The organism is Acinetobacter haemolyticus CIP 64.3 = MTCC 9819 (genome assembly GCF_000369065.1).
Classification (GTDB): Bacteria; Pseudomonadota; Gammaproteobacteria; order Pseudomonadales; family Moraxellaceae; genus Acinetobacter; species Acinetobacter haemolyticus.
This window is the reverse complement of the sequence record NZ_KB849800.1, coordinates 416,713-435,738: the sequence shown is the minus strand read 5'-3', so window position 1 is coordinate 435,738 and position 19,026 is coordinate 416,713. Positions and strand designations below refer to the sequence as shown.

At 40.7% G+C, this 19,026-nt stretch carries 16 protein-coding genes; 8 read left to right on the top strand and 8 right to left on the bottom strand.

Going from position 1 to position 19,026, the window contains the following annotated elements:
• Window positions 1-2: 2 nt before the first annotated feature.
• Window positions 3-959 (top strand): formylglycine-generating enzyme family protein, encoded by a 957-nt coding sequence (locus F927_RS04740; RefSeq protein WP_005081928.1) that lies wholly within the window; start codon window positions 3-5, stop codon window positions 957-959.
• 226 nt (window positions 960-1,185) lie between these two features.
• Window positions 1,186-2,166 carry a formylglycine-generating enzyme family protein gene (locus F927_RS04735; protein ID WP_005081925.1) on the top strand — a complete coding sequence of 327 codons (981 nt, stop codon included), beginning with the start codon at window positions 1,186-1,188 and terminating at the stop codon, window positions 2,164-2,166.
• Window positions 2,167-2,193: 27 nt separating this feature from the next.
• On the opposite strand, the gene F927_RS04730 is transcribed toward F927_RS04735, so the two are convergent.
• Window positions 2,194-5,142, bottom strand: a complete 2,949-nt coding sequence (locus F927_RS04730; protein ID WP_005081923.1) for a DUF4200 domain-containing protein — start codon at window positions 5,140-5,142, stop codon at window positions 2,194-2,196.
• 15 nt (window positions 5,143-5,157) lie between these two features.
• On the bottom strand, window positions 5,158-7,923 hold the full coding sequence (locus F927_RS04725) for a type VI secretion system Vgr family protein (RefSeq protein WP_005081921.1): 2,766 nt from the start codon (window positions 7,921-7,923) through the stop codon (window positions 5,158-5,160).
• Between the two features lie 172 nt (window positions 7,924-8,095).
• Between F927_RS04725 and F927_RS04720 the strand changes: the two genes are divergently transcribed.
• Window positions 8,096-8,893: an RnfABCDGE type electron transport complex subunit B gene (locus F927_RS04720; RefSeq protein WP_005081919.1), complete on the top strand. Its 798-nt coding sequence runs from the start codon at window positions 8,096-8,098 to the stop codon at window positions 8,891-8,893.
• A 1-nt stretch (window position 8,894) separates the two neighbouring features.
• The gene (gene nth, locus F927_RS04715) at window positions 8,895-9,581 is read left to right on the top strand and encodes an endonuclease III (protein WP_005081917.1); all 687 of its coding nucleotides are present in this window, start codon (window positions 8,895-8,897) and stop codon (window positions 9,579-9,581) included.
• Here the strand turns inward: nth and F927_RS04710 are convergent.
• From F927_RS04710 to F927_RS04695, 4 genes are all read right to left on the bottom strand, one after another.
• On the bottom strand, window positions 9,578-9,760 hold the full coding sequence (locus F927_RS04710; protein ID WP_005081916.1) for a hypothetical protein: 183 nt from the start codon (window positions 9,758-9,760) through the stop codon (window positions 9,578-9,580). The genes nth and F927_RS04710 overlap by 4 nt on opposite strands.
• Window positions 9,761-9,821: 61 nt before the next feature.
• Complete coding sequence (adk, locus tag F927_RS04705; RefSeq protein WP_005081914.1) at window positions 9,822-10,475, bottom strand: adenylate kinase; 654 nt, start codon at window positions 10,473-10,475, stop codon at window positions 9,822-9,824.
• Window positions 10,476-10,557: 82 nt separating this feature from the next.
• Window positions 10,558-11,871 (bottom strand): DUF445 domain-containing protein, encoded by a 1,314-nt coding sequence (locus F927_RS04700; protein WP_004638396.1) that lies wholly within the window; start codon window positions 11,869-11,871, stop codon window positions 10,558-10,560.
• 61 nt (window positions 11,872-11,932) lie between these two features.
• Window positions 11,933-12,451 carry a hypothetical protein gene (locus F927_RS04695; protein WP_005081912.1) on the bottom strand — a complete coding sequence of 173 codons (519 nt, stop codon included), beginning with the start codon at window positions 12,449-12,451 and terminating at the stop codon, window positions 11,933-11,935.
• A 241-nt stretch (window positions 12,452-12,692) separates the two neighbouring features.
• Between F927_RS04695 and mrdA the strand changes: the two genes are divergently transcribed.
• Both mrdA and rsmD read left to right on the top strand, forming a co-directional pair.
• On the top strand, window positions 12,693-14,678 hold the full coding sequence (gene mrdA / locus F927_RS04690) for a penicillin-binding protein 2 (RefSeq protein WP_004638394.1): 1,986 nt from the start codon (window positions 12,693-12,695) through the stop codon (window positions 14,676-14,678).
• Window positions 14,678-15,226, top strand: coding sequence for a 16S rRNA (guanine(966)-N(2))-methyltransferase RsmD (gene rsmD, locus F927_RS04685; RefSeq protein ID WP_005081910.1), 549 nt, complete (start codon window positions 14,678-14,680; stop codon window positions 15,224-15,226). The genes mrdA and rsmD overlap by 1 nt, the downstream gene beginning before the upstream one ends.
• Here rsmD and F927_RS04680 read toward each other — a convergent pair.
• On the bottom strand, window positions 15,223-15,621 hold the full coding sequence (locus F927_RS04680; RefSeq protein WP_005081908.1) for a hypothetical protein: 399 nt from the start codon (window positions 15,619-15,621) through the stop codon (window positions 15,223-15,225). The genes rsmD and F927_RS04680 overlap by 4 nt on opposite strands.
• Window positions 15,622-15,763: 142 nt before the next feature.
• Between F927_RS04680 and F927_RS04675 the strand changes: the two genes are divergently transcribed.
• A complete protein-coding gene (locus F927_RS04675; RefSeq protein ID WP_004638391.1) occupies window positions 15,764-16,114 on the top strand; it encodes a hypothetical protein in 351 nt (116 codons plus the stop codon).
• A 38-nt stretch (window positions 16,115-16,152) separates the two neighbouring features.
• Window positions 16,153-16,800, top strand: a complete 648-nt coding sequence (locus F927_RS04670) for a DUF2238 domain-containing protein (protein WP_004638390.1) — start codon at window positions 16,153-16,155, stop codon at window positions 16,798-16,800.
• A 29-nt stretch (window positions 16,801-16,829) separates the two neighbouring features.
• Here the strand turns inward: F927_RS04670 and blp2 are convergent, their stop codons facing one another.
• Complete coding sequence (blp2, locus tag F927_RS04665) at window positions 16,830-19,016, bottom strand: Ig-like repeat protein Blp2 (protein WP_005081903.1); 2,187 nt, start codon at window positions 19,014-19,016, stop codon at window positions 16,830-16,832.
• Window positions 19,017-19,026: the final 10 nt, after the last annotated feature.

The window sequence follows — 19,026 nt, the reverse complement described above, 5'->3', positions numbered from 1 at the left end:
CATTGTCTTTCAAACCTTTGTGCAACAAAGCCACTGCATGTGCAAAACCTTCTGAAAAAAATAATAAAAACTCGCAACTCTCACCTGAATTACAGAAAAAGATTCAGCAACTGGTCGAAAAAACTAAAAAGAATATGATCTTTGTCGAAGGCGGTTCTTTTATGATGGGTGACTTTGGTCCAATCACCCGTAAGGATAAATTACCGATCACTGGACTCTATGCAGCGATGCCAGTACATAAAGTCACTCTCGATAGTTTTAGCCTAAATGCCTATAAAACCACCTTTGATGATTTTGATCTTTATACTGAAGCAACAGGTCAACCTAAAGTCGGAATGCAGGAAGTATCAATAAAAAGACGTGTACCAAATGCACCTGCGGGAATTAGCTGGCAACAAGCTCATGATTATTGTCAGTGGCTAGGTGAACAAGTGGGAATTCCGATGAATCTCCCAACTGAAGCACAATGGGAATATGCAGCACGGAATCGCGGTGAATATGTCATCTATCCAACCGATAATGGCGAGTATGAACTAGGACGAAATGTTTGGAGTGATGAGCAAAGACGTGAAGTTAATAAGCCATTAAACACTGGTATGAAAATCTCCATTTTAGGTCGTTTCCCCCCGACACCATTAGGATTCTATGATATGGCAACTGATGGCTATGAATGGATGTCTGATTGGTTTGATCCAAATTACTATAAAAACTCACCTGAACAGAATCCACAGGGTCCAACAACAGGCACATTAAAATCTATTCGTAGTACCCATCAAGTTGGCGCTGCTCAAAGTCTACAAACCGGTGGAAGTGTCACCACCATCTACCGAGAAGGTAAAGAACCTAACCCACAATTTGATAAGGATGATCAAGAGAATCCTCAATATATTAATATAAATGGTGCAACTTCAGTACGTTGTGCGTCCAACCATCAACAACCATTTCTCAATAAAAAATAAATGCTACACTAAAACATGGATAGCACTTACACTATCCATGTTTTAGTATCTGTTTCGGTATATCGGGTTATATCCAGCTTTTCGATTGGCTGTGGAGCTTACTCTATAAATATCTCAGTTTTTCTAATTATTTTCGGATAAACTCAACTTATAATTAATCATTAACACAACGTTTCTTTTCAATCCCGATAAACTCACTTAAAATCTAAGCAATATCTGCAACCTAATGATTTTAAAAAAGATGATTAAACAAAACCTTGCCATCATTTTACTTTCTAGCATTGCTTTAACTGCATGTGCAAAACCTGCTGAAAAAAATAATAGAAACTCGCAACCCTCACCTGAACTACAGCAAAAGATTCAACAACTGGTCGAAAAAACTAAAAAGAATATGATCTTTGTCGAAGGCGGTTCTTTTATGATGGGAGACTTTGGTCCAATCACCCGTAAGGATAAATTACCGATCACTGGACTCTATGCAGCGATGCCAGTACATAAAGTCACTCTCGATAGTTTTAGCCTAAATGCCTATAAAACCACCTTTGAAGACTTTGATCTTTATACTGAAGCAACAGGTCAACCTAAAGTCGGAATGCAGGAAGTATCAATAAAAAGACGTGTACCAAATGCACCTGCGGGAATTAGCTGGCAACAAGCTCATGATTATTGTCAGTGGCTAGGTAAACAAGTGGGAATTCCGATGAATCTCCCAACTGAAGCACAATGGGAATATGCAGCACGGAATCGCGGTGAATATGTCATCTATCCAACCGATAATGGCGAGTATGAACTAGGACGAAATGTTTGGAGTGATGAGCAAAGACGTGAAGTTAATAAGCCATTAAACACTGGTATGAAAATCTCCATTTTAGGTCGTTTCCCCCCGACACCATTAGGATTCTATGATATGGCAACTGATGGCTATGAATGGATGTCTGACTGGTTTGATCCAAATTATTATAAAAATTCGCCTGAAAAGAATCCACAAGGCCCTGCAACAGGTACACTAAAATCCGTTCGTAGTACCCATCAAGTTGGTGCTGCCCAAAGTCTACAAATCGGTGGAGGTGTCACTACAATTTATCGGAGTGGTGAAGAGCCTAATCCACAACTTGATGAAGATGATCTTAAATATATCAATCCGAATACAGCTACTTCAGTACGTTGCGCATCTAATTCACCAAAACCATTTATCGAACAGAAATAAATCACCCTTACTTAACATGGATAGCCACTAGGCAATCCATGTTTTAGTATCAGTTTCGGTATATCTTGTTATATCAAGTTCTTCAATTGGTTGTGGCGCTTGTGCTATAAAGATTTCAGGTTTTTCTAAATGCTGCGCCAATTGTATTTGTTTAAATTCCTGCGTCCCAAAGTTAGCAATCTGATAGTCCTTTGGATATGCCAAGATTCGTTGCCCGCGCATTTTCAGATATTCATCAATATATTTATTTCCTGAGCTATAATTTTCAGGGAAATTATGATCCTGATTAATCCTTTCTTTAATTTTCTTTAAATCAGCAAGCGGTAAGATCCCCTGCATACGACGACCCAAATTTAAAAAATCCAGTAATTCACTTTCATTTTCCGCAATACTTTTCGTTGATCGTTCACCATCTGGACTCATGTGTTGCAAGGTATTGGTCCAGTGATTCACTACAGTAACACTTCTAAATAGATTTAATACTGCCTCTTTGTGCTCAGGAAAATCATATTCTTTATCTGTTCCAATAATTCTCCAACCTTCAGTTTCGGTACGATCATGCCAACGAGTGAGTAAACCATGTCGAGTAATATGATAAAGGAAGCAACCCCGACTCTCTGGGCTTAAATATTTCAGCCATTGTCCCTTTTCATTGATTTTCCGACACATGGCTATTCTTTGCTCTGCTTTTTGCATTTTTAATTTAAATTTGTCAAATTTATCATCAATTAACTGCATACTCCGAATAAAAGCACCATCTTCCTCAAAAGGCAGCATCATACTGATTTTATGCAATAGGATAAAATCATCATGTAACATATACACCAATTTTTTAAAGGTCACATAGGTAAGTTGATATGCAACAAAGCGCACCAACTGGTAAATATTTTTAAAATCAACCATAAACTCCAAAGCCCCTTTACCACCTACCCCATAACAGGCGGCGATACTGGCCTTAAAGCGAAATGCACCTTTCGCATAGTACAATTGGAAATCAGCACTTCCTCCAATACCTGCGCTTAAACCCAGTGTTGGAGAGATTTTGGCAAGATCACTAAAGTCTCTTGGGTTTTCAGGGTCAAGCCACTGAAGTCCTCCAAAAGGACTAATACTTGCTTGAATCCCAGCAAAGGCATTGATTCCCGCATTAAATTGGTTATCAGGTGAAACTGTGTCGTCCATCTTCCCTTTTTTCATTGCTAGTACACTACGACCTGACGAATTCAATCGTTTGGAAAGTGAATCGTTCGGGTCTTTTGCGATACTGGTTAACATTTGTTTACTACCATCATTGCTGACAGTCACAGCAAAAGCAGTTGATGCGGCAAACACTGCCCCAGAAAAACCGTAGATTTCAGCACCACAAATAAAGCGGATTGCTCCCATCGGAACGCCATCCGCCTCCATAATCCAACCTTTCAAACTTGGATATGCCCATAACCATTTTTTCTTACCTTCGAGCAAAACCATTTTTGCTTGGGCATACGCTGAGCCTTGCGCCTGAAATCCCTTAGTCCCCCACTTTACCGTACCGTCATAACCAGCACCTGCAATCAACCGTAACCATTGTGCTTGTACGTCCACCGTAGAGGATTCACTAGTTTGATAGCTTTCAACTAATTCTGTCGCATTGATGCCAAAAATATTTGGATCAGGAACATAAGTAACCGATGTCCCACCTTTAACTTTTATCAATTCAACATTGATATCCTTCATGGTTTGAACCAAATTTTCTTTAAATTGACTACCATCAATTGTCATCAATGTTCCATCTTTATGTCCCGTTTTTGCCGTGTCGGATGCATTTTTCCAAGGGACTTGGTAGGTCAATTGATATTGAAACTTATTCAAACGATTGTTTTTGTTTTTAATATGTTGGCTCTCATTGGTATATTTCCGAACCGCATTTAACTTTTGTTTACCATCCGATGTGGTAAACATCTCGAATGCAATCACCTCTCGAATATCGGCTTGGTTCTTTAATCGCTGGTTCAATGCCTTAATCGCATCATCCTGTGCAATTCCAAGACTCTTTTCAGCCTCTCGAATTTGTTCTGGCGTTTTGGCTTCCAACGCCATGAGTGTATTTACGTTCTCACGTCGTTCATGCACATTTTTCATTGCACTAGTTAAGCTTCCAGAAATTTCTAAGAAATCTTTGAAATCTTGAGGACTCAGTACATAAATCTCATTGGTTTTAGGGTCAACTATGACGGGAATATCCTGTTTGCCTGCCAGTCGCGTTGTATTGTCAATTTTGGGTGCAGTAATCGCTGGGGCAGTCTTCACATATTGTGTTTTCAGAACATCCTGATGGGTGAAAAACGGTGAGACAACCTCCGTGGTCACTTTGACACTTCCCAAATCCCCACCATAAAATCTCAATCGTACTGGATGTTCAACAAAATGTATTTGTGTTAGCCCTGCTCTTTCAGTACGTAAACCTTTGAGTTCTCTATTATTTTGTTTTATTATTGTGCCACTTTGATCTAATACATCATAATTTAAGCGCGTATTAAATGCTCTTTTTAAATGATCTCTCAATTCTACAATAACGTAAGATTTTAATCTTAACTGCACCGTTTGTATTGTAGGCTGAGGCTGCATCATTAAAGGTGTTTGAGTCGTATTCTGTGTATTCCGTTGCAATACATTAGACATGCTTATTGGTCTATTTTGGACCTGACTAATCTGATCCAAGACCCTATTATTTAATAAAATTGCCGCAGCATTTCTATCATGTAAAGAAGGATTCAGATATCCACCTTTACCACGATTCATTTTAGCGTTAAATATTTGAATATTTACAGACGTTGAACCTGTAAGCTCAAATACATCTGTTTCTCCAGTCCCCGTCGTTTTTCCTTTCGCTAAAATCTTACCATTTGCCAATATGCTATAACCAACATTTGCCGCGGGTCTATTGCCCGTTGAACCCAGCGTTAATTTAAATTTGTATTGTGCCTTATTTGTCATTTTATTCTCTCAAAATTAGTTTAATTGACTGATTTGATAACCCTTGTGATCATCATCTTCAATCAACACATTGACCTTCTGAGGACCTGCTGTTTCAACTTTCTCTGTTTCACCTTTAGCATTTGTTCTACCGCGCTTAATCGTTCCATCAGCTAAATACATGACGTAATTTTTATTCTTTAAAGGTTGACCTGTACTGTCTGTTACCTGATAGGTTAAATAACATGGTGAGCTGTTAAACTTACGTTCTGCAACTTCAACAGAAGATCCTCCCATAAACAAATGCTGCCCTGCCTTTGCCTCAAACTTTCCACCTGTCGTTGGGAAAATTCCACCACCATTGATTTCAAGTTGCGAACCTCCCGCCAAGATCACAATTTTCTTTTTCGCCGTAATTTCAATGCGTCCCTCTGTTGAAGTCACTTGCAAAGCATTCCGAGCAATCAAATCAGCGCCATCCCCTTGTGCCTGTATCTCAACCTTACCTTTGCCTGCAACTTGTTTAATTCCACCTTGTGCGGCAAATAAACTGATCTTTTGGCTGGCTTGGGCGATCAGATTCTTTTGCGTGGTCAGGTTAATACTATCCCCTGCAAATTGGTTCAGTTGTCCATCCGCGGAAAGGTGTATGTCTTCTGAAGTACTCAGTCCAATCCCATTCGGGGAGCTGAGTAATAGTAAGGCTTTGTTGAATTTGGCAATGTCCTGTTGGATGTCTTCTGCAAATGCTTTGAGTTGTTCTAAAGCTTCGAGTTCATCCGTTTGTTGGTTCTTCGCCACTTCACTCAAGGCTTTAGCATTGTTTTGGTTGCCTTCCAGTTGTTGTTTGGCTGTTTGTGCTTCGAGATGATCGCCTTCGGCTTGCGCTTGTGCATAGGTGGTGATCAGTAAGCCTTCACCTGCTCGAATCGCACCCCATTGGTCTGTGCGTAGTTCAAAGCCTTCGCCTCGGTCTTCGCTTTCTGCTTGGGCTTTGGGATGGCTCAGTTTGCCGAGATTGAGTTGGCTGGCTGCATGGCTGCTTTGTAGTTGGGCACTGATCTGTCCAGTAGTGTCGTCAAAGCGTAGTTGGTTGTAGCCTGAGCCTTGGACTTCTTTGGATTTGATCCCTGCCAGTTTTTTGGTATCTGGTAATTTGCCTTGGTCATCAAATTTTGTTGGACTGCGTTGTGCTTCGTGGAGTCGTCCGGTGACAAATGGACGGTCGATGTTGCCGTCAAAGAAGTCGATGACGACGATTTCACCAATGCGGGGTAGGAAGCGTGCGCCATAGCCTTCGCCTGCCCATGGGGTCAGTACATCCACCCAAGCTGAGTCAGTATCGTTGTTGTTGCTGCCTGCGCCACCATCGTGGCTATGGTCGTCATTGCGGGTAAACAGGAAGCGGACTTTGATTCGCCCCCATTCATCCACATGGATTTCTTCGTCTTCGGGTCCCACCACTCTTGCACGTTGTGGGTGAGCAGTTGGACGGTGTTGCAGTGGATGGTATTCGGGTACGGTTTTGATGTTGCGGCGTTGTAGCGTCAGTTGGTTGGCTTGGCGTTCTTCTGGGTTTGTGTTTTGGTGATCTTGCCATTGGCTTTGATCGATCAAGCTTTGGATTTGTTGGTTTAAGTCTTTGGGTAGGTTGTTTTGGTTGTAGTAGCTTTTGGCGGTGATTAGAAATTCTTGGTCAGATCCGCTGTGTTGGTCGATCTCTGGGTGTTCGTTGAGTTTAAACCAGTAGCCCACTTGGGTGTCTCGTACGGTAGTACTGGCAATAAATTGTTTGGCTTGGGCATCGTGGTAGTGACTGAGGTGTTGGTTCAGTTTTTCGATTTGGGTGTTGCCTGAAGCGGTTGCACCATCTTCACCATTCAGGTCTTGCATCCATGCGGGGGTGAAGTGCCATGCGTCTTCGAGTCCTAAGCTGGCGTTGTCGTGTTGTTGACTATGTTGGTGTTTGCTTTGAACGCTACCTGCCCCATCTTCTTGTTCTAGAGCATCGGCTTGCCAGCGTTGGATATGGACTGCAGTCGGTTGTAGCGCACGTTCTGCAATGAGGCTGGTCATGCTGTCGTATTGTTCGGTGGCACTGCTACGGTGGTAGCGAATCGTTCTTCGATTTAAGGCTTGGTATTGGCTGTTGTCATCGATCAAGCGGAGTTTTTGGGCTTGGATTGGACTGTTGCTGTTGGCAACGTTCAGTTGTGCTTCATCGATCAGCCAGTTAATGCCTTCGCTTCGGAGCAGTCGGGTAATGAAGTCGTAGTCGCTTTCATTGGCTTGCATCACAAAAGGACGGATGTCGTAGTCTTGTTTGATCCCACCAAGGTCGAGTGTAAGACTTGATGCAAATAGTGGGCTGCGTCGTTGCCATTCTGTGAATAGGGTTTGTACGATGTCGAGTACATTTTTATTCATAAACACACGGCTGTTTCGGCGTTTATGCCACAGCGCGGTTGCATCTTGGAGTTTGAGTTTATACAGCGTAAGGCTACCGTCAGATTGTCCTTGTACGGCTTCTGTGATAATCCCTGTGGTTCTAAACAGTGTACCTGTATCGGTGACTTGGTCGATTGCTGCCTGACAGCCGATGAATTGTTTTAATGGGATGTGGGCGTTAGTGGATAGGCAGATCAGTTCTGCAGTCATGCCCTGATTAATGGCATGCTGACCTTGAATTTTTTGGAGGAAGACTTGTTGATTTAAGCTCGGATTGGCAAATTGTATGTGTATCGCACGTTTTTGTGCGGTAAGACCTAATTGGTCAAGCGCTTTGAATATATTGTTCAACATTTGTTATAAAATATCGCCTAAAATCTCGAGCATTCTATAAGAAACATACAAGTTCGTCTATGTATTTAATGTTATAGATCTGGCTCAAAAGTCAACGTCTCCTCCAAGGTGACTCGTCGTAGACAGTGATTATTGCTATACTATCGATCCTGTTTTTGCTGTTCCCATGTTCATGTCATCATCTGTGCAACATTCGCTTATTGTTCAAATAGACCAACACCTACCCCAAACACAATGCGGATTGTGTGGGCATCGTGACGGATGTTTGCCTTATGCTAAAGCCATTGCAGAAGGTGAAGATGCCAACAAATGTGTACCAGGCGGACAACCAGTTGCAGATGCTTTAGCAACACTCCTGCAACGTCCTCGATTGGTTGCTGAACCAAGTGTTTGGGAGATTCAGGCCGATGGTCGTCCACAACGTATGAAAGCAATCATTCGTGAGGATGAATGTATTGGCTGCACCAAATGCATTAGTGCTTGCCCTGTTGATGCCATTATTGGAAGTGGCAAATTAATGCATAGTGTTTTGACCGACTTGTGTACAGGTTGTGAATTATGCATTCCTCCTTGTCCGGTTGACTGCATTGATTTGATCCCAGATACCAAACCATTGCCAACTGAAGTACAACGCACAACAGAACAAGACGATTTAAGACATCGTTACTACGCACATATCCAACGTGAAGAAAAAAGGCGTATTCATCGCAAAGGTCCAATTGTACGTGCAGAAATTGATGTCGAGTTTTTTGCCCAATTTTCTCAGACAGTGAACAATGTCCCTGTCATTACACTCGCTGAACAACCAAAAGAAAAGCCATCACTAGATGCAAAAACCACGATTGAACTTGCCAAGATCCGTACTCAAATCAAGAAATTAGAAAAGCAACTCAGTGTACGTGCGGATGAACAAAAACAAACACAACTCATTGCTCTCCAACAACGTTTAAATGAATTGCAAGGAATCTAAAATGCCTGTCAAAAATATGACCAAAAAGCAAATTCAGATTTTCTTTGAACGTCTACGAGAGCAACGTCCAAATCCTCAAACTGAGCTCAACTATAATTCACCATTTGAACTGCTGATTGCAGTTATGCTTTCTGCACAAGCCACAGATGTCAGCGTCAATAAAGCGACCGATAAGCTTTATCCAATTGCAAATACGGCACAAGCCATTTTAAATCTCGGTGTTCATGGCTTAAAAGAATATATTAAGACGATCGGTCTCTATAATGCCAAAGCAGAAAATGTGATTAAGACCTGTCAGATTCTGGTCAACCAATATCAAGGACAAGTCCCTGAAACACGCAAAGAACTTGAAGCCCTACCTGGTGTAGGACGCAAAACAGCCAATGTTGTTTTGAATACCGCATTTGGTCAACCTACGATGGCGGTGGACACACACATTTTCAGAGTAGGGAATCGTACAGGCCTAGCGATTGGAAAAAATGTGCTCGAAGTTGAAGATCGACTGATTAAAGTCATTCCGAAAGAATTTATCATCGATGCACACCATTGGTTAATCTTGCATGGGCGCTATTGTTGTATCGCACGCAAACCCAAATGTGGCGAATGTATTGTTTCAGATGTATGTCACTGGCCTGACCGTTTTGAGTTTGGGGCAAACAAAGTAATTACAGTTAAAAATCTCAATTAATCTTGAGATTTTTTTTGCTGTTGTAATTTAGGGTGAAGCTGGCGCGCTTTACCATTTTTTTTATTTTCCAAAGCTTGTTGCTGTTGTACATGGCGCAGCATTTTTTGGCTTTGATACAATAAAAAAAGCAATAATGCAAAACTCAAAACCACGACAATAATCAAGATAAACTTCAGCATTATTTTCTCCCAAATAAAAAGAGCTCTATATTCAGAGCTCTTTTATCATCAACAATTTAGATTACTTGTCTAAAATCGCGAACAAATCTTTTTGAACGTCTTCAATTGCACGTAAACCATCCAACTTATTGTAAGTTGGTGCATTTTCGCCTGAAGCAGCACGTCCTTGGTAGAAACCAACCAATTGCTCAGTTTCGCTGTGGTATGAACCTAGACGCTTACGAATGGTTTCCTCTTGATCATCTGGACGCTGTACCAAGTCTTCGCCAGTCTCATCATCTTTACCTTCCACTTTTGGTGGATTGTAAACAATATGATATACACGACCAGAAGCTGGATGTTGACGACGACCAGAAAGACGTTGAACAATCTCTTCGTCTGGTACATCAATCTCAATCACATGATCAATGCTAATACCAGCCACTTCTAATGCTTCAGCTTGTGGAATGGTACGTGGGAAACCGTCAAAAATACAACCGTTTTCACAGTCAGGCTGAGCAATACGTTCTTTAACTAAGCCAATAATTAGCTCGTCAGAAACCAAACCACCTGACTCCATAACGCTTTTCGCTTTTAAGCCAAGTTCAGTACCTTCACGAATTGCAGCACGGAGCATATCACCGGTTGAAATTTGTGGGATATTGTAGCGCTTACAGATCAACTGAGCTTGGGTACCTTTGCCTGCCCCAGGTGGTCCGAGTAAAATAATGCGCATAAAGAACATCCTCATCTAAAAACAATAAATCTTAAATTGAGCAATATCATACAGATTTATCGCTCAACCAACATCAAATTAATTATAAGAAAGCAACAAATAAGTGAATTAAACCAGCGAAGAAACCAGTTACACCACCCAGTACAATTAAAATCCATTCATCCTCTTGGAATGCAGGGCGTAATAAGTTCTGGAATTCTTTCGGCGTCAGTTCACGAATTCGATCTCTAAACATTTGAAAGATTTTCTGTGCACGGCTTGCATTCAAGGCTGGATCACATACTGGACCCATGGTAATTTCAATCGAACGATCAATCAAGTCGGTCTTTAGTCTAGCATACTCTCTTGGCCCTAAAGATAATTGCAATGATGTTCGCACCAAAGGTGTTTCCATAATTTCATTGATATGACGTTTAACGATACGGCGCGTTTTATCTTTTTTACTACCATACATCATTTCAGTCATAATCGACTTCAATGTAATCAAATCTTCTGTTACGACACTGGCAAATACATCCGAAACCTCTTCTTGACGTTTCATAAATGCACCCTGCACATTGTAAGTACCAATCTTAAGTACAGGCACAATCCAAGGGAATTTACGGTCTTTAGTTAAACGGAAAATCTGAGGATAACGAATCGGATGTGGTTCAATCGGATTGAATACCATCCAGATCGCGATCCAGTTGGTCAAGAAGCCCCAAATCGCCGCCCAAAATGGAACTGTCCAATGCCAAGGCACGATGAACCAAACAATCATTTGGAAAATACCAAAGAACATCCCGATCAATGCACTGATATGCCAAATAAAGTTAATTTCTTTTTGGCCAACTTTAAGGAACATACGCACCATTAAACGGCGATCACCTTCCATTTGGCTCACGACCATTTCACGCATATCGACCAATGACTCAACGTTCATGGTCAGTTCAGTCACCAATTCTTTCAGTGTATTTGGTAACTGTTTATGTGCTTGGGCATAGATACGACGTTTAATCGAATACGGTAGGTTTTCCCATAGCACCGCATTTCGATCAATCATGACCTCATCAATCAAGTGCTCAAGTTCAAATCCAACTTGCTCACCAATGATCATTGCCATGTCTTCAGGATCCATCGCCTCCAAAAATTCACGCAATGAACCCAATTTTGATAGTGTATTGTCAGTAATAATGCCTGAAATACGCCCTGCTTTACGTGGCACGATGCCCTGCCATCCTACGGGCAATGGCCCTAAGTGAAATCCCCAAAATTTAATTGGGTAGAACACCATTTTTAAAGCCATCCACACATGCGCCCATGTCACAAAAGCAGTGACGGGGATAATGCTGAGGACTGCCCAAAAATCTGGACGAGCTAAAAAAATCTGCCACAATTCATTGACGTAATCAAACATGCATGACTCTCAGAATTATTGATACATTATGACTCATCGGCGTTAAACAATTTGTTCACACTTATAAGCCAAAACTTAAGGTATAAGAGAATTGAATTGTAGGTTCTGTTTTCTCTATGAGATCACCATTCGCATTTTTCATACGCTCACCTGCTCCAATTCCCACACTAAAGGTACTGATACGTTCCGAATTTAACCACACGAACGCAAGATCGACACCCGCGCCTAAGCGCGCTTTTTCTTCATTATCTATTTGCTTACTTTCAATATGGCCAACATACGCTCCGATGTAATAACCATTTTTATCTGTACCTGTTAGGTGGTACGGATAGCGAAATCCAAGTTGTCCACCCGCAGGATTGTCATCATTCATGAATGCACCTGCTTTGGCATAGGCGATTCCATAAGGGTTTACCCACTCCAAATTGGCGTGTAATAGTTTTTTAGTGAAACCTGCCCCAACATTCCATGTTGAAACCTTTGCATCTGTCAATTTCGCTTCAGGAAGAAATGAGTTTCCTTCAGCATGTGCCAAACCACTAACTGCCGTAACCGCGAGTAAAAGATAAATTTTTCTCATTATTTTCTCCATTTTCCCTAAGAGTGTGTATTGGTATGTCCTATCTCAAGCCGTTTGTGACTTTAACAGAATTATTTTGCTTCTAATATACAAGACCGTACAATTTTAATGTCTGCAAAGTCAAAAACGGTCAATCAAACATTTGCATGATTCGTTGAAAATTCTACAGTAAGATCATGCAACTTACGTTAAAATATTCAGTCTTTGTATTCTCTCAATCTTGTAATTAAGTCGATCCCCTATGAAACAGCACTTTCCTTTAAAAAACATGCAACAAGAAAAGCGCATTTATAAGGGTCGAATTTTCTTTGCAATGTTTGTTGTCGCAACTTTTTTATTGTTGCTGATCTGTCGTTATGCATATTTACAGATTGTTCATTACGATGATTTTACAACAGCATCAGATAAGAACAGGATTCGTTTGCAACCACTACCACCTGCGCGTGGTTATATTTATGACCGTAATGGCATTTTATTGGCAGATAACTATCCTGTATTTACTGCCACGCTTAGCCGTACAGATGTCAGTGATATTGATGATACATTGGAACGTCTCATTCCCGTATTAAGCCTGACACAAGAAGACGTGGATCGTTTTAAAAGTCGTGTCAAAACTGCCCGAAAAACTGAACGTATTGCGATCAAACTCAATTTAAATGAAGCCGATATTGCTAAATTTAGTGAGGTCAAATATGCATTTCCCGGCGTAAAAATTGAAACACAAATGACACGCTACTATCCATTTGGCGAATTATTTGCACACGTCATAGGCTATGTTGGACGTATTAATGACCGAGAATTAAGGGCGATTGATAAAGACTTATATGCAGGAACAAACCTAATCGGGAAAATCGGTGTAGAAAAAAGCTACGAAGAATTACTACATGGACATCCAGGTTATGAATCTGTTGAAGCCGATGCACACGGTAATGTGCTTCGTAAGCTAGGACGCAAAGATCCAACGCGTGGCAATGATTTATATTTATCCTTGGATTATGGTTTACAAACTATTGCATCGGAACAATTGGCTGGACGACGTGGCGCAATTGTCGCGATGGATCCACGTACAGGTGAAATTTTAGCATTGGTCTCTAGTCCAAGCTTTAACCCAAATCTATTCGTTACTGGCATTAGTTACAACGATTACGGTTCATTACGGGATAACCCCGATCAACCATTATTTAACCGTGCAGTGCAAGGTGTATACCCTCCGGGTTCAACGATTAAGCCGATGTTTGGCTTAGGCGGAATTCATTATGGTTTAGTGGATTGGAACACAGCGATTTCCGACCCTGGTTATTTCTCACTACCTGGAGATAGCCACCGCTTCCGTGACCATAAGAAAAGCGGTCATGGACTGGTCAATATGCACAAAGCTCAAATCGTTTCTTGTGATACCTATTTCTATGTCTTGTCTTATCGTATGGGCATTGAAAAAATGAATGAGTGGATGCGCCAATTCGGTTTTGGTGAGAAAACAGGAATTGATTTACCTAGTGAAAGTACTGGCCTATATCCAAGTCCTGAATGGAAAATGAGAACCCGTAATGCCAAATGGTTAAAGGGTGAAACCATTTCTGTGAGTATTGGACAAGGTGCTTTTACAGCGACACCACTTCAATTGGCAATGGCAACAGCGATTACAGCCAATCAAGGTGCACATGTAACCCCTCATGTTTTACGTGAAACCAAAGGTACAAAGAAACATGATGTTCACAACGCACCTGATGGACAAATTCAATTTAATGGCACACTCGATGACTGGGTAAAAATGCGTGAAGCAATGGTTGATGTCATTCAATCAGGGACTGGCCGAGGAATCAAAAGCGGTTTGCAATATTCGATTGCTGGTAAAACAGGTACCGCTCAAGTGAAAAGTATTGCACAGGGCAAGCGTTATAACGAAGCTGCACTCTCTGAACGTCAGCGCGATCATGGTCTATTTGTAGGTTTTGCCCCTGCTGAAAATCCAGAAATTGCCATTGCAGTCGTTTGGGAAAATGGTCGAAGTGGTGGTGCTGCAACACAAATTGCACGCCCAATTTTTGACTATTGGCTAGTTAAACGTAAAACAGAACCACTAAGACCAGCCAATCACCAAATCAGCGGTGGTCTAATGACCGCAGGTATCAAACCAGGTGAGTTACCGAGTGGAAATGTATCAACAACTACGCCTGCACCTCCAACTGACCAACCAGCTCAACCTGCCGATGGAATTTCAGAATAATGAAGAACCAGCTACGTATTATTGGTGGAGAATGGAAACGACGTGTTTTACCATTTGCCAGTATCGAGGGTTTACGCCCTACCCCAGATCGCGTGCGGGAAACCTTATTTAATTGGTTAATGTGGGATATCCAAAATGCACAGGTTTTAGATCTGTGCAGTGGTTCAGGTGCACTTGGCTTTGAAGCACTATCACGTGGTGCAGCACAAGTGGTCATGATCGAACCGAATACCACACAAGCACGTTATTTAAAAGACAACCTTCAGCTACTCAAAGCTCAAAACTGTCGCCTCATTATCAGCACAGCTCAACAAGCATTAAACAAATTAACTGAACAATTTGATGTTGTATTTCTCGATCCACCTTATAGCCTCGATTTATGGCAAGAGTTATCAACGTTGGCTGATCGATTGATTAAAGATAACGCTTATATCTATGTTGAAGCAGACCGCGAATTATCCCAAATCCAATTACCTGCATCATGGCAAAAAATAAAAGAAACCAAAGCTGGACAAGTTCGAGCAGCGTTATACCAAAAGAAAATTTAAAATAGGCGTAACCAGAAAAAACGAATTAATTGCCCACGATCAAATGGGAAACTGGACAGATACTCATAGCCGATTCGATTGCTCGAGTTAAACTGATACACAATGCTATAGCCCAATGAAATGGAAAAATCATCTAAGGAGAGGCTCTGTGTCTCTCCTGTCAACATCTTATGGTTGAATTGATTGGTTTGATAAGCGGTGTAATTGTAGATACGCCAACGCTCATCCTGAAAAAACATATTATGCAAAATGGAATAATCAGTTTTGCTTTGTTGAGGATAAGCAGAATCAAATAGCTCCTCTGAATCATCTTTGATTTCTGCAAAAAAATTATAATCCTCTGCATAGGTATAACTGGATAGAAGCAACAGTAGCCCACAGATAAAAATTTGCATCATTAATTCAAAATATTTGGGATCAAGGATAGAGATAGCATAACGCCTAAAATAAATTTTACTATGTTAGACATAAATTATTATTTTATAAAATAAATGTTATATACCATAATACCGTCTTTAGAATTTCACCTTAAATAACATGAAACTTTTTTTCTTACTTGTTGCTATGCTAACTTTAACTGGCTGTCTGTTTGGGAAATCAAATGAAGTACAACGCGCAGAAAAAATCTTTCAACATTTTGAATGCAGTAATATTGAAACCAATCAACTGGCATCATCATCTATTTCTAGCTTCCACCAACAATCTCTTGCGGTAAATAAAGAAAAAGCCAGTTCTTATATTGAACAGTATAAAAATGGTGAAGATCTCTTTGACATCCCCTTAGATGAAGTTGTACAACAAAAATATCAATTATATAAACAAGCGTGTCAGGCACTTGGCGGTATCTCTTCAGCGAAACAAACCATCCGCATAGATGATGCTGAATAAGATCCAAACTCGGTGTTAGACCTCATTTGAGATATGGCATGATCGAAAAAAATTTTAGTTTAAAACATTATATTGCCCTTGCAATGGTGCTGCTTTTTATCATCATCGCTAGTATCAATCCATTAGAATTTGAGTCTTATCTATTACACCAAGCAGGCACCATCATCATGCTGATTGCTCTCATCGTTACGATGAAGAAAATCGGCATCGATTTTTTTAGCTTTTGTTTATATTTAGCTTTCCTATTTATTCACATCATTGGAGCACATTATTTATATTCTTATGTTCCATATAATCAGTGGCTTCTAGATCTCTTTGCTTTTGATTTAAATCAAAGTATGGGATGGTCACGTAACATGTATGATCGATTAGTTCATTTTGCTTATGGTGTATTGCTTTACCCATTTTTTTATCGTTGTTTTCAAGTTTGGATTCCATCAGCAAAACCCTTCACCCTATTTTTATTGGTTCTCCAATTTGTTATGGCATCCAGTATGATTTACGAGCTACTTGAATGGGGGCTATCCATAGGTCTATCCCCCGAAGATGCTGAAAATTATAATGGGCAACAAGGCGATATGTGGGATGCACATAAAGATATGTTTTTGGCAACCATCGGTGCATTACTTATGGGCATCGGGTATTATTATCAAACATCAAATACCCATGCAAAAACATCAACATAAATACCTTTTTGTCGAATACACCCAATGATTTAAATCACTGGGTGCTGAACCGTATCGAATAATGCAAAAGGATCAGATTTAATCGTCTGTGAAAAATCTGTATACACGGTACTCAGTCCAGTATCTGATACACTTGTATCTGATGGAACTAGAGTTTGCTCTAGAACGAGTTGATCCAGCACATCATCCAATTGATTAGAATGTTGATCCGATGAAATCATGACCTCATCTAGCGCAATCGTTTCAAGTTGATTGAAAGAAAGTGCACTTGCCTCAGTATTAGCAAGTAATTTTTCCAAATCAACTGAATCCGCAAGTGAGATTTCAGCGTGCTGTGTTTCAAATGATTCTGTTTGAGCCAAGGTGTTAGTTGTTACAGGAGGAACTACTGTAAAATTAAATGCATCACTCACTTCACTGGTATTTCCCGCCGCATCTGTTTGGGTTAGGGTGATTTTATGAGATCCCAAGGCTAAATCTTGAGTAATTTCAAAACTCCACTTTCCATCATTACCAACAGTAACGGTCCCAATCGGCTGCCCATTGTCATAAATGGTTAATACAGCTTTGGCTTCCCCTCTTCCTGATAATGTTGGTCTTGCATCATCCGTACTTCCCCCTGTACTAATCGGGCCTTTTACCGCCCCAACATCATCCACGACTTTTTCTAAAATAGGTTTGGTTGGCGCTATAGTATCTTTATTCCCAATAACATTTGCTTCAACTGAACGGTTACCAGCCGCATCAATTACATAAACCTTCCCACTGTTTTTATCTGTTAAAGCTGGTGAAATACTCACCGTAAATTTGCCATCAGCGCCGACTGTACCAGAACCAATCACTTTTCCGTCAGCACTTCTAATTTCAATTTTCGCATTGGCTTCAGCCGTACCTGTTATGGTGTCTCCAGCCGCATTAATTTGCACAGTTGCCTGATCAGGTGCAATTGTATCTTTACCTGCATTAATTTCGACAGGTTTAGACTGATTACCTGCTGCATCTTCAATAATAATCGTGCCTTTTTTCCCATCAGTTAAAGCTGGGGAAATATTTACTTCAAATTTACCTTGAGCATCAACTGTACCACTCCCTATTATATTCCCATCGGCATCTTTAATTAATACTTTTGCATTGGCCTCAGCCTTCCCTTGAATAATTGAACCTTCTTTGTTCACTTCGACTAAAGGTTTTTCTGGTGCAACCGTATCTTTACCTGCAACCACCTTAGATGCTTCAGACTTATTACCAGCAGCATCTTCGGCGATCACAGTTCCGCCTTTTTCATCAGTCAGTGGTGGAGTAACCTGTATTGAGTACAAGCCTTCTTTATTTGCTTTAACTGTCCCTAAGAGTTTGCCATCAGAATCAAAAATGGATACTTTGGCATTTGCTTCCGTTTTACCGGTTACGATCGTACCGTCTGCATTTAGCTGAGCAGTTGGTGCATCAGGTGCAATCGTATCTTTCGTACCTGTCACAGAGGTACCCTGTGAAATATTTCCCGCACGATCTACAGCAACAACACTCACTTTATTACCATCAGTCAACGCCTGATCAAGTTTTATCGTATAGTTTCCTTGATCATCGGCCTGCCCACTTGCAATCACCTTACCCGTCGCATCACGAATTAATATCTTAGCTTTTGCCTCGGTTTTACCTGAGATCGTTAATGCATCGCTTGCTAAAGCCGCTGTAGGCGTCGCTGGTGGTGTAGTGTCTTTAGGTGAGTTATCACTCTTTTTATTGTCATCATCATCCTTTACTGCCCATAGGTAAATTCCTTCTGCAGCAAGCGCAACCAACCCAGCTTTCATCAGTTGTGACTTTGTAACACCAAAATCATCTGATCCATCTTGGTTCATTGGCGTTTGCGTTGGTGACTGAGTGTACGCAAATTGAGACAACTGGGTCGCAGGCACATAACGGATAAACTCACCAGACTGATCAAACTGTGCAACCTCATACGTTCCGTCAGCTTTTACAAGTGCTAAACTATGTTCACTGGTACCATTCTCATTGTAAAAGTCACTGATTACAATCTTTTCTCCATTCTTCAATGTAATGACAAGATCATTACCTTGCTTTGTAATTGACTTTACATCTGCTTGAGTTATACCAATTTGTACAATAGAAGGCTGATTTAAAATCACTTCTTTCATTTGCGCATCTTGTAAAGTCATTAAATTTTTCTTTGAAGAAACGACAACGTTCGTCATTATTATGCTC

What these genes read in the sequence shown, in the direction of transcription:
- F927_RS04670 (WP_004638390.1), top strand. Translation starts at nt 16,153, where the DNA reads ATGATCGAAAAAAATTTTAGTTTAAAACATTATATTGCCCTTGCAATG.
- F927_RS04730 (WP_005081923.1), bottom strand. Translation starts at nt 5,142, where the DNA reads ATGACAAATAAGGCACAATACAAATTTAAATTAACGCTGGGTTCAACG.
- F927_RS04680 (WP_005081908.1), bottom strand. Translation starts at nt 15,621, where the DNA reads ATGCAAATTTTTATCTGTGGGCTACTGTTGCTTCTATCCAGTTATACC.
- adk (WP_005081914.1), bottom strand. Translation starts at nt 10,475, where the DNA reads ATGCGCATTATTTTACTCGGACCACCTGGGGCAGGCAAAGGTACCCAA.
- rsmD (WP_005081910.1), top strand. Translation starts at nt 14,678, where the DNA reads ATGAAGAACCAGCTACGTATTATTGGTGGAGAATGGAAACGACGTGTT.
- F927_RS04735 (WP_005081925.1), top strand. Translation starts at nt 1,186, where the DNA reads ATGATTTTAAAAAAGATGATTAAACAAAACCTTGCCATCATTTTACTT.
- F927_RS04675 (WP_004638391.1), top strand. Translation starts at nt 15,764, where the DNA reads ATGAAACTTTTTTTCTTACTTGTTGCTATGCTAACTTTAACTGGCTGT.
- F927_RS04720 (WP_005081919.1), top strand. Translation starts at nt 8,096, where the DNA reads ATGTCATCATCTGTGCAACATTCGCTTATTGTTCAAATAGACCAACAC.
- blp2 (WP_005081903.1), bottom strand. Translation starts at nt 19,016, where the DNA reads ATGACGAACGTTGTCGTTTCTTCAAAGAAAAATTTAATGACTTTACAA.
- F927_RS04700 (WP_004638396.1), bottom strand. Translation starts at nt 11,871, where the DNA reads ATGTTTGATTACGTCAATGAATTGTGGCAGATTTTTTTAGCTCGTCCA.
- mrdA (WP_004638394.1), top strand. Translation starts at nt 12,693, where the DNA reads ATGAAACAGCACTTTCCTTTAAAAAACATGCAACAAGAAAAGCGCATT.
- F927_RS04710 (WP_005081916.1), bottom strand. Translation starts at nt 9,760, where the DNA reads ATGCTGAAGTTTATCTTGATTATTGTCGTGGTTTTGAGTTTTGCATTA.
- F927_RS04695 (WP_005081912.1), bottom strand. Translation starts at nt 12,451, where the DNA reads ATGAGAAAAATTTATCTTTTACTCGCGGTTACGGCAGTTAGTGGTTTG.
- nth (WP_005081917.1), top strand. Translation starts at nt 8,895, where the DNA reads ATGCCTGTCAAAAATATGACCAAAAAGCAAATTCAGATTTTCTTTGAA.
- F927_RS04725 (WP_005081921.1), bottom strand. Translation starts at nt 7,923, where the DNA reads ATGTTGAACAATATATTCAAAGCGCTTGACCAATTAGGTCTTACCGCA.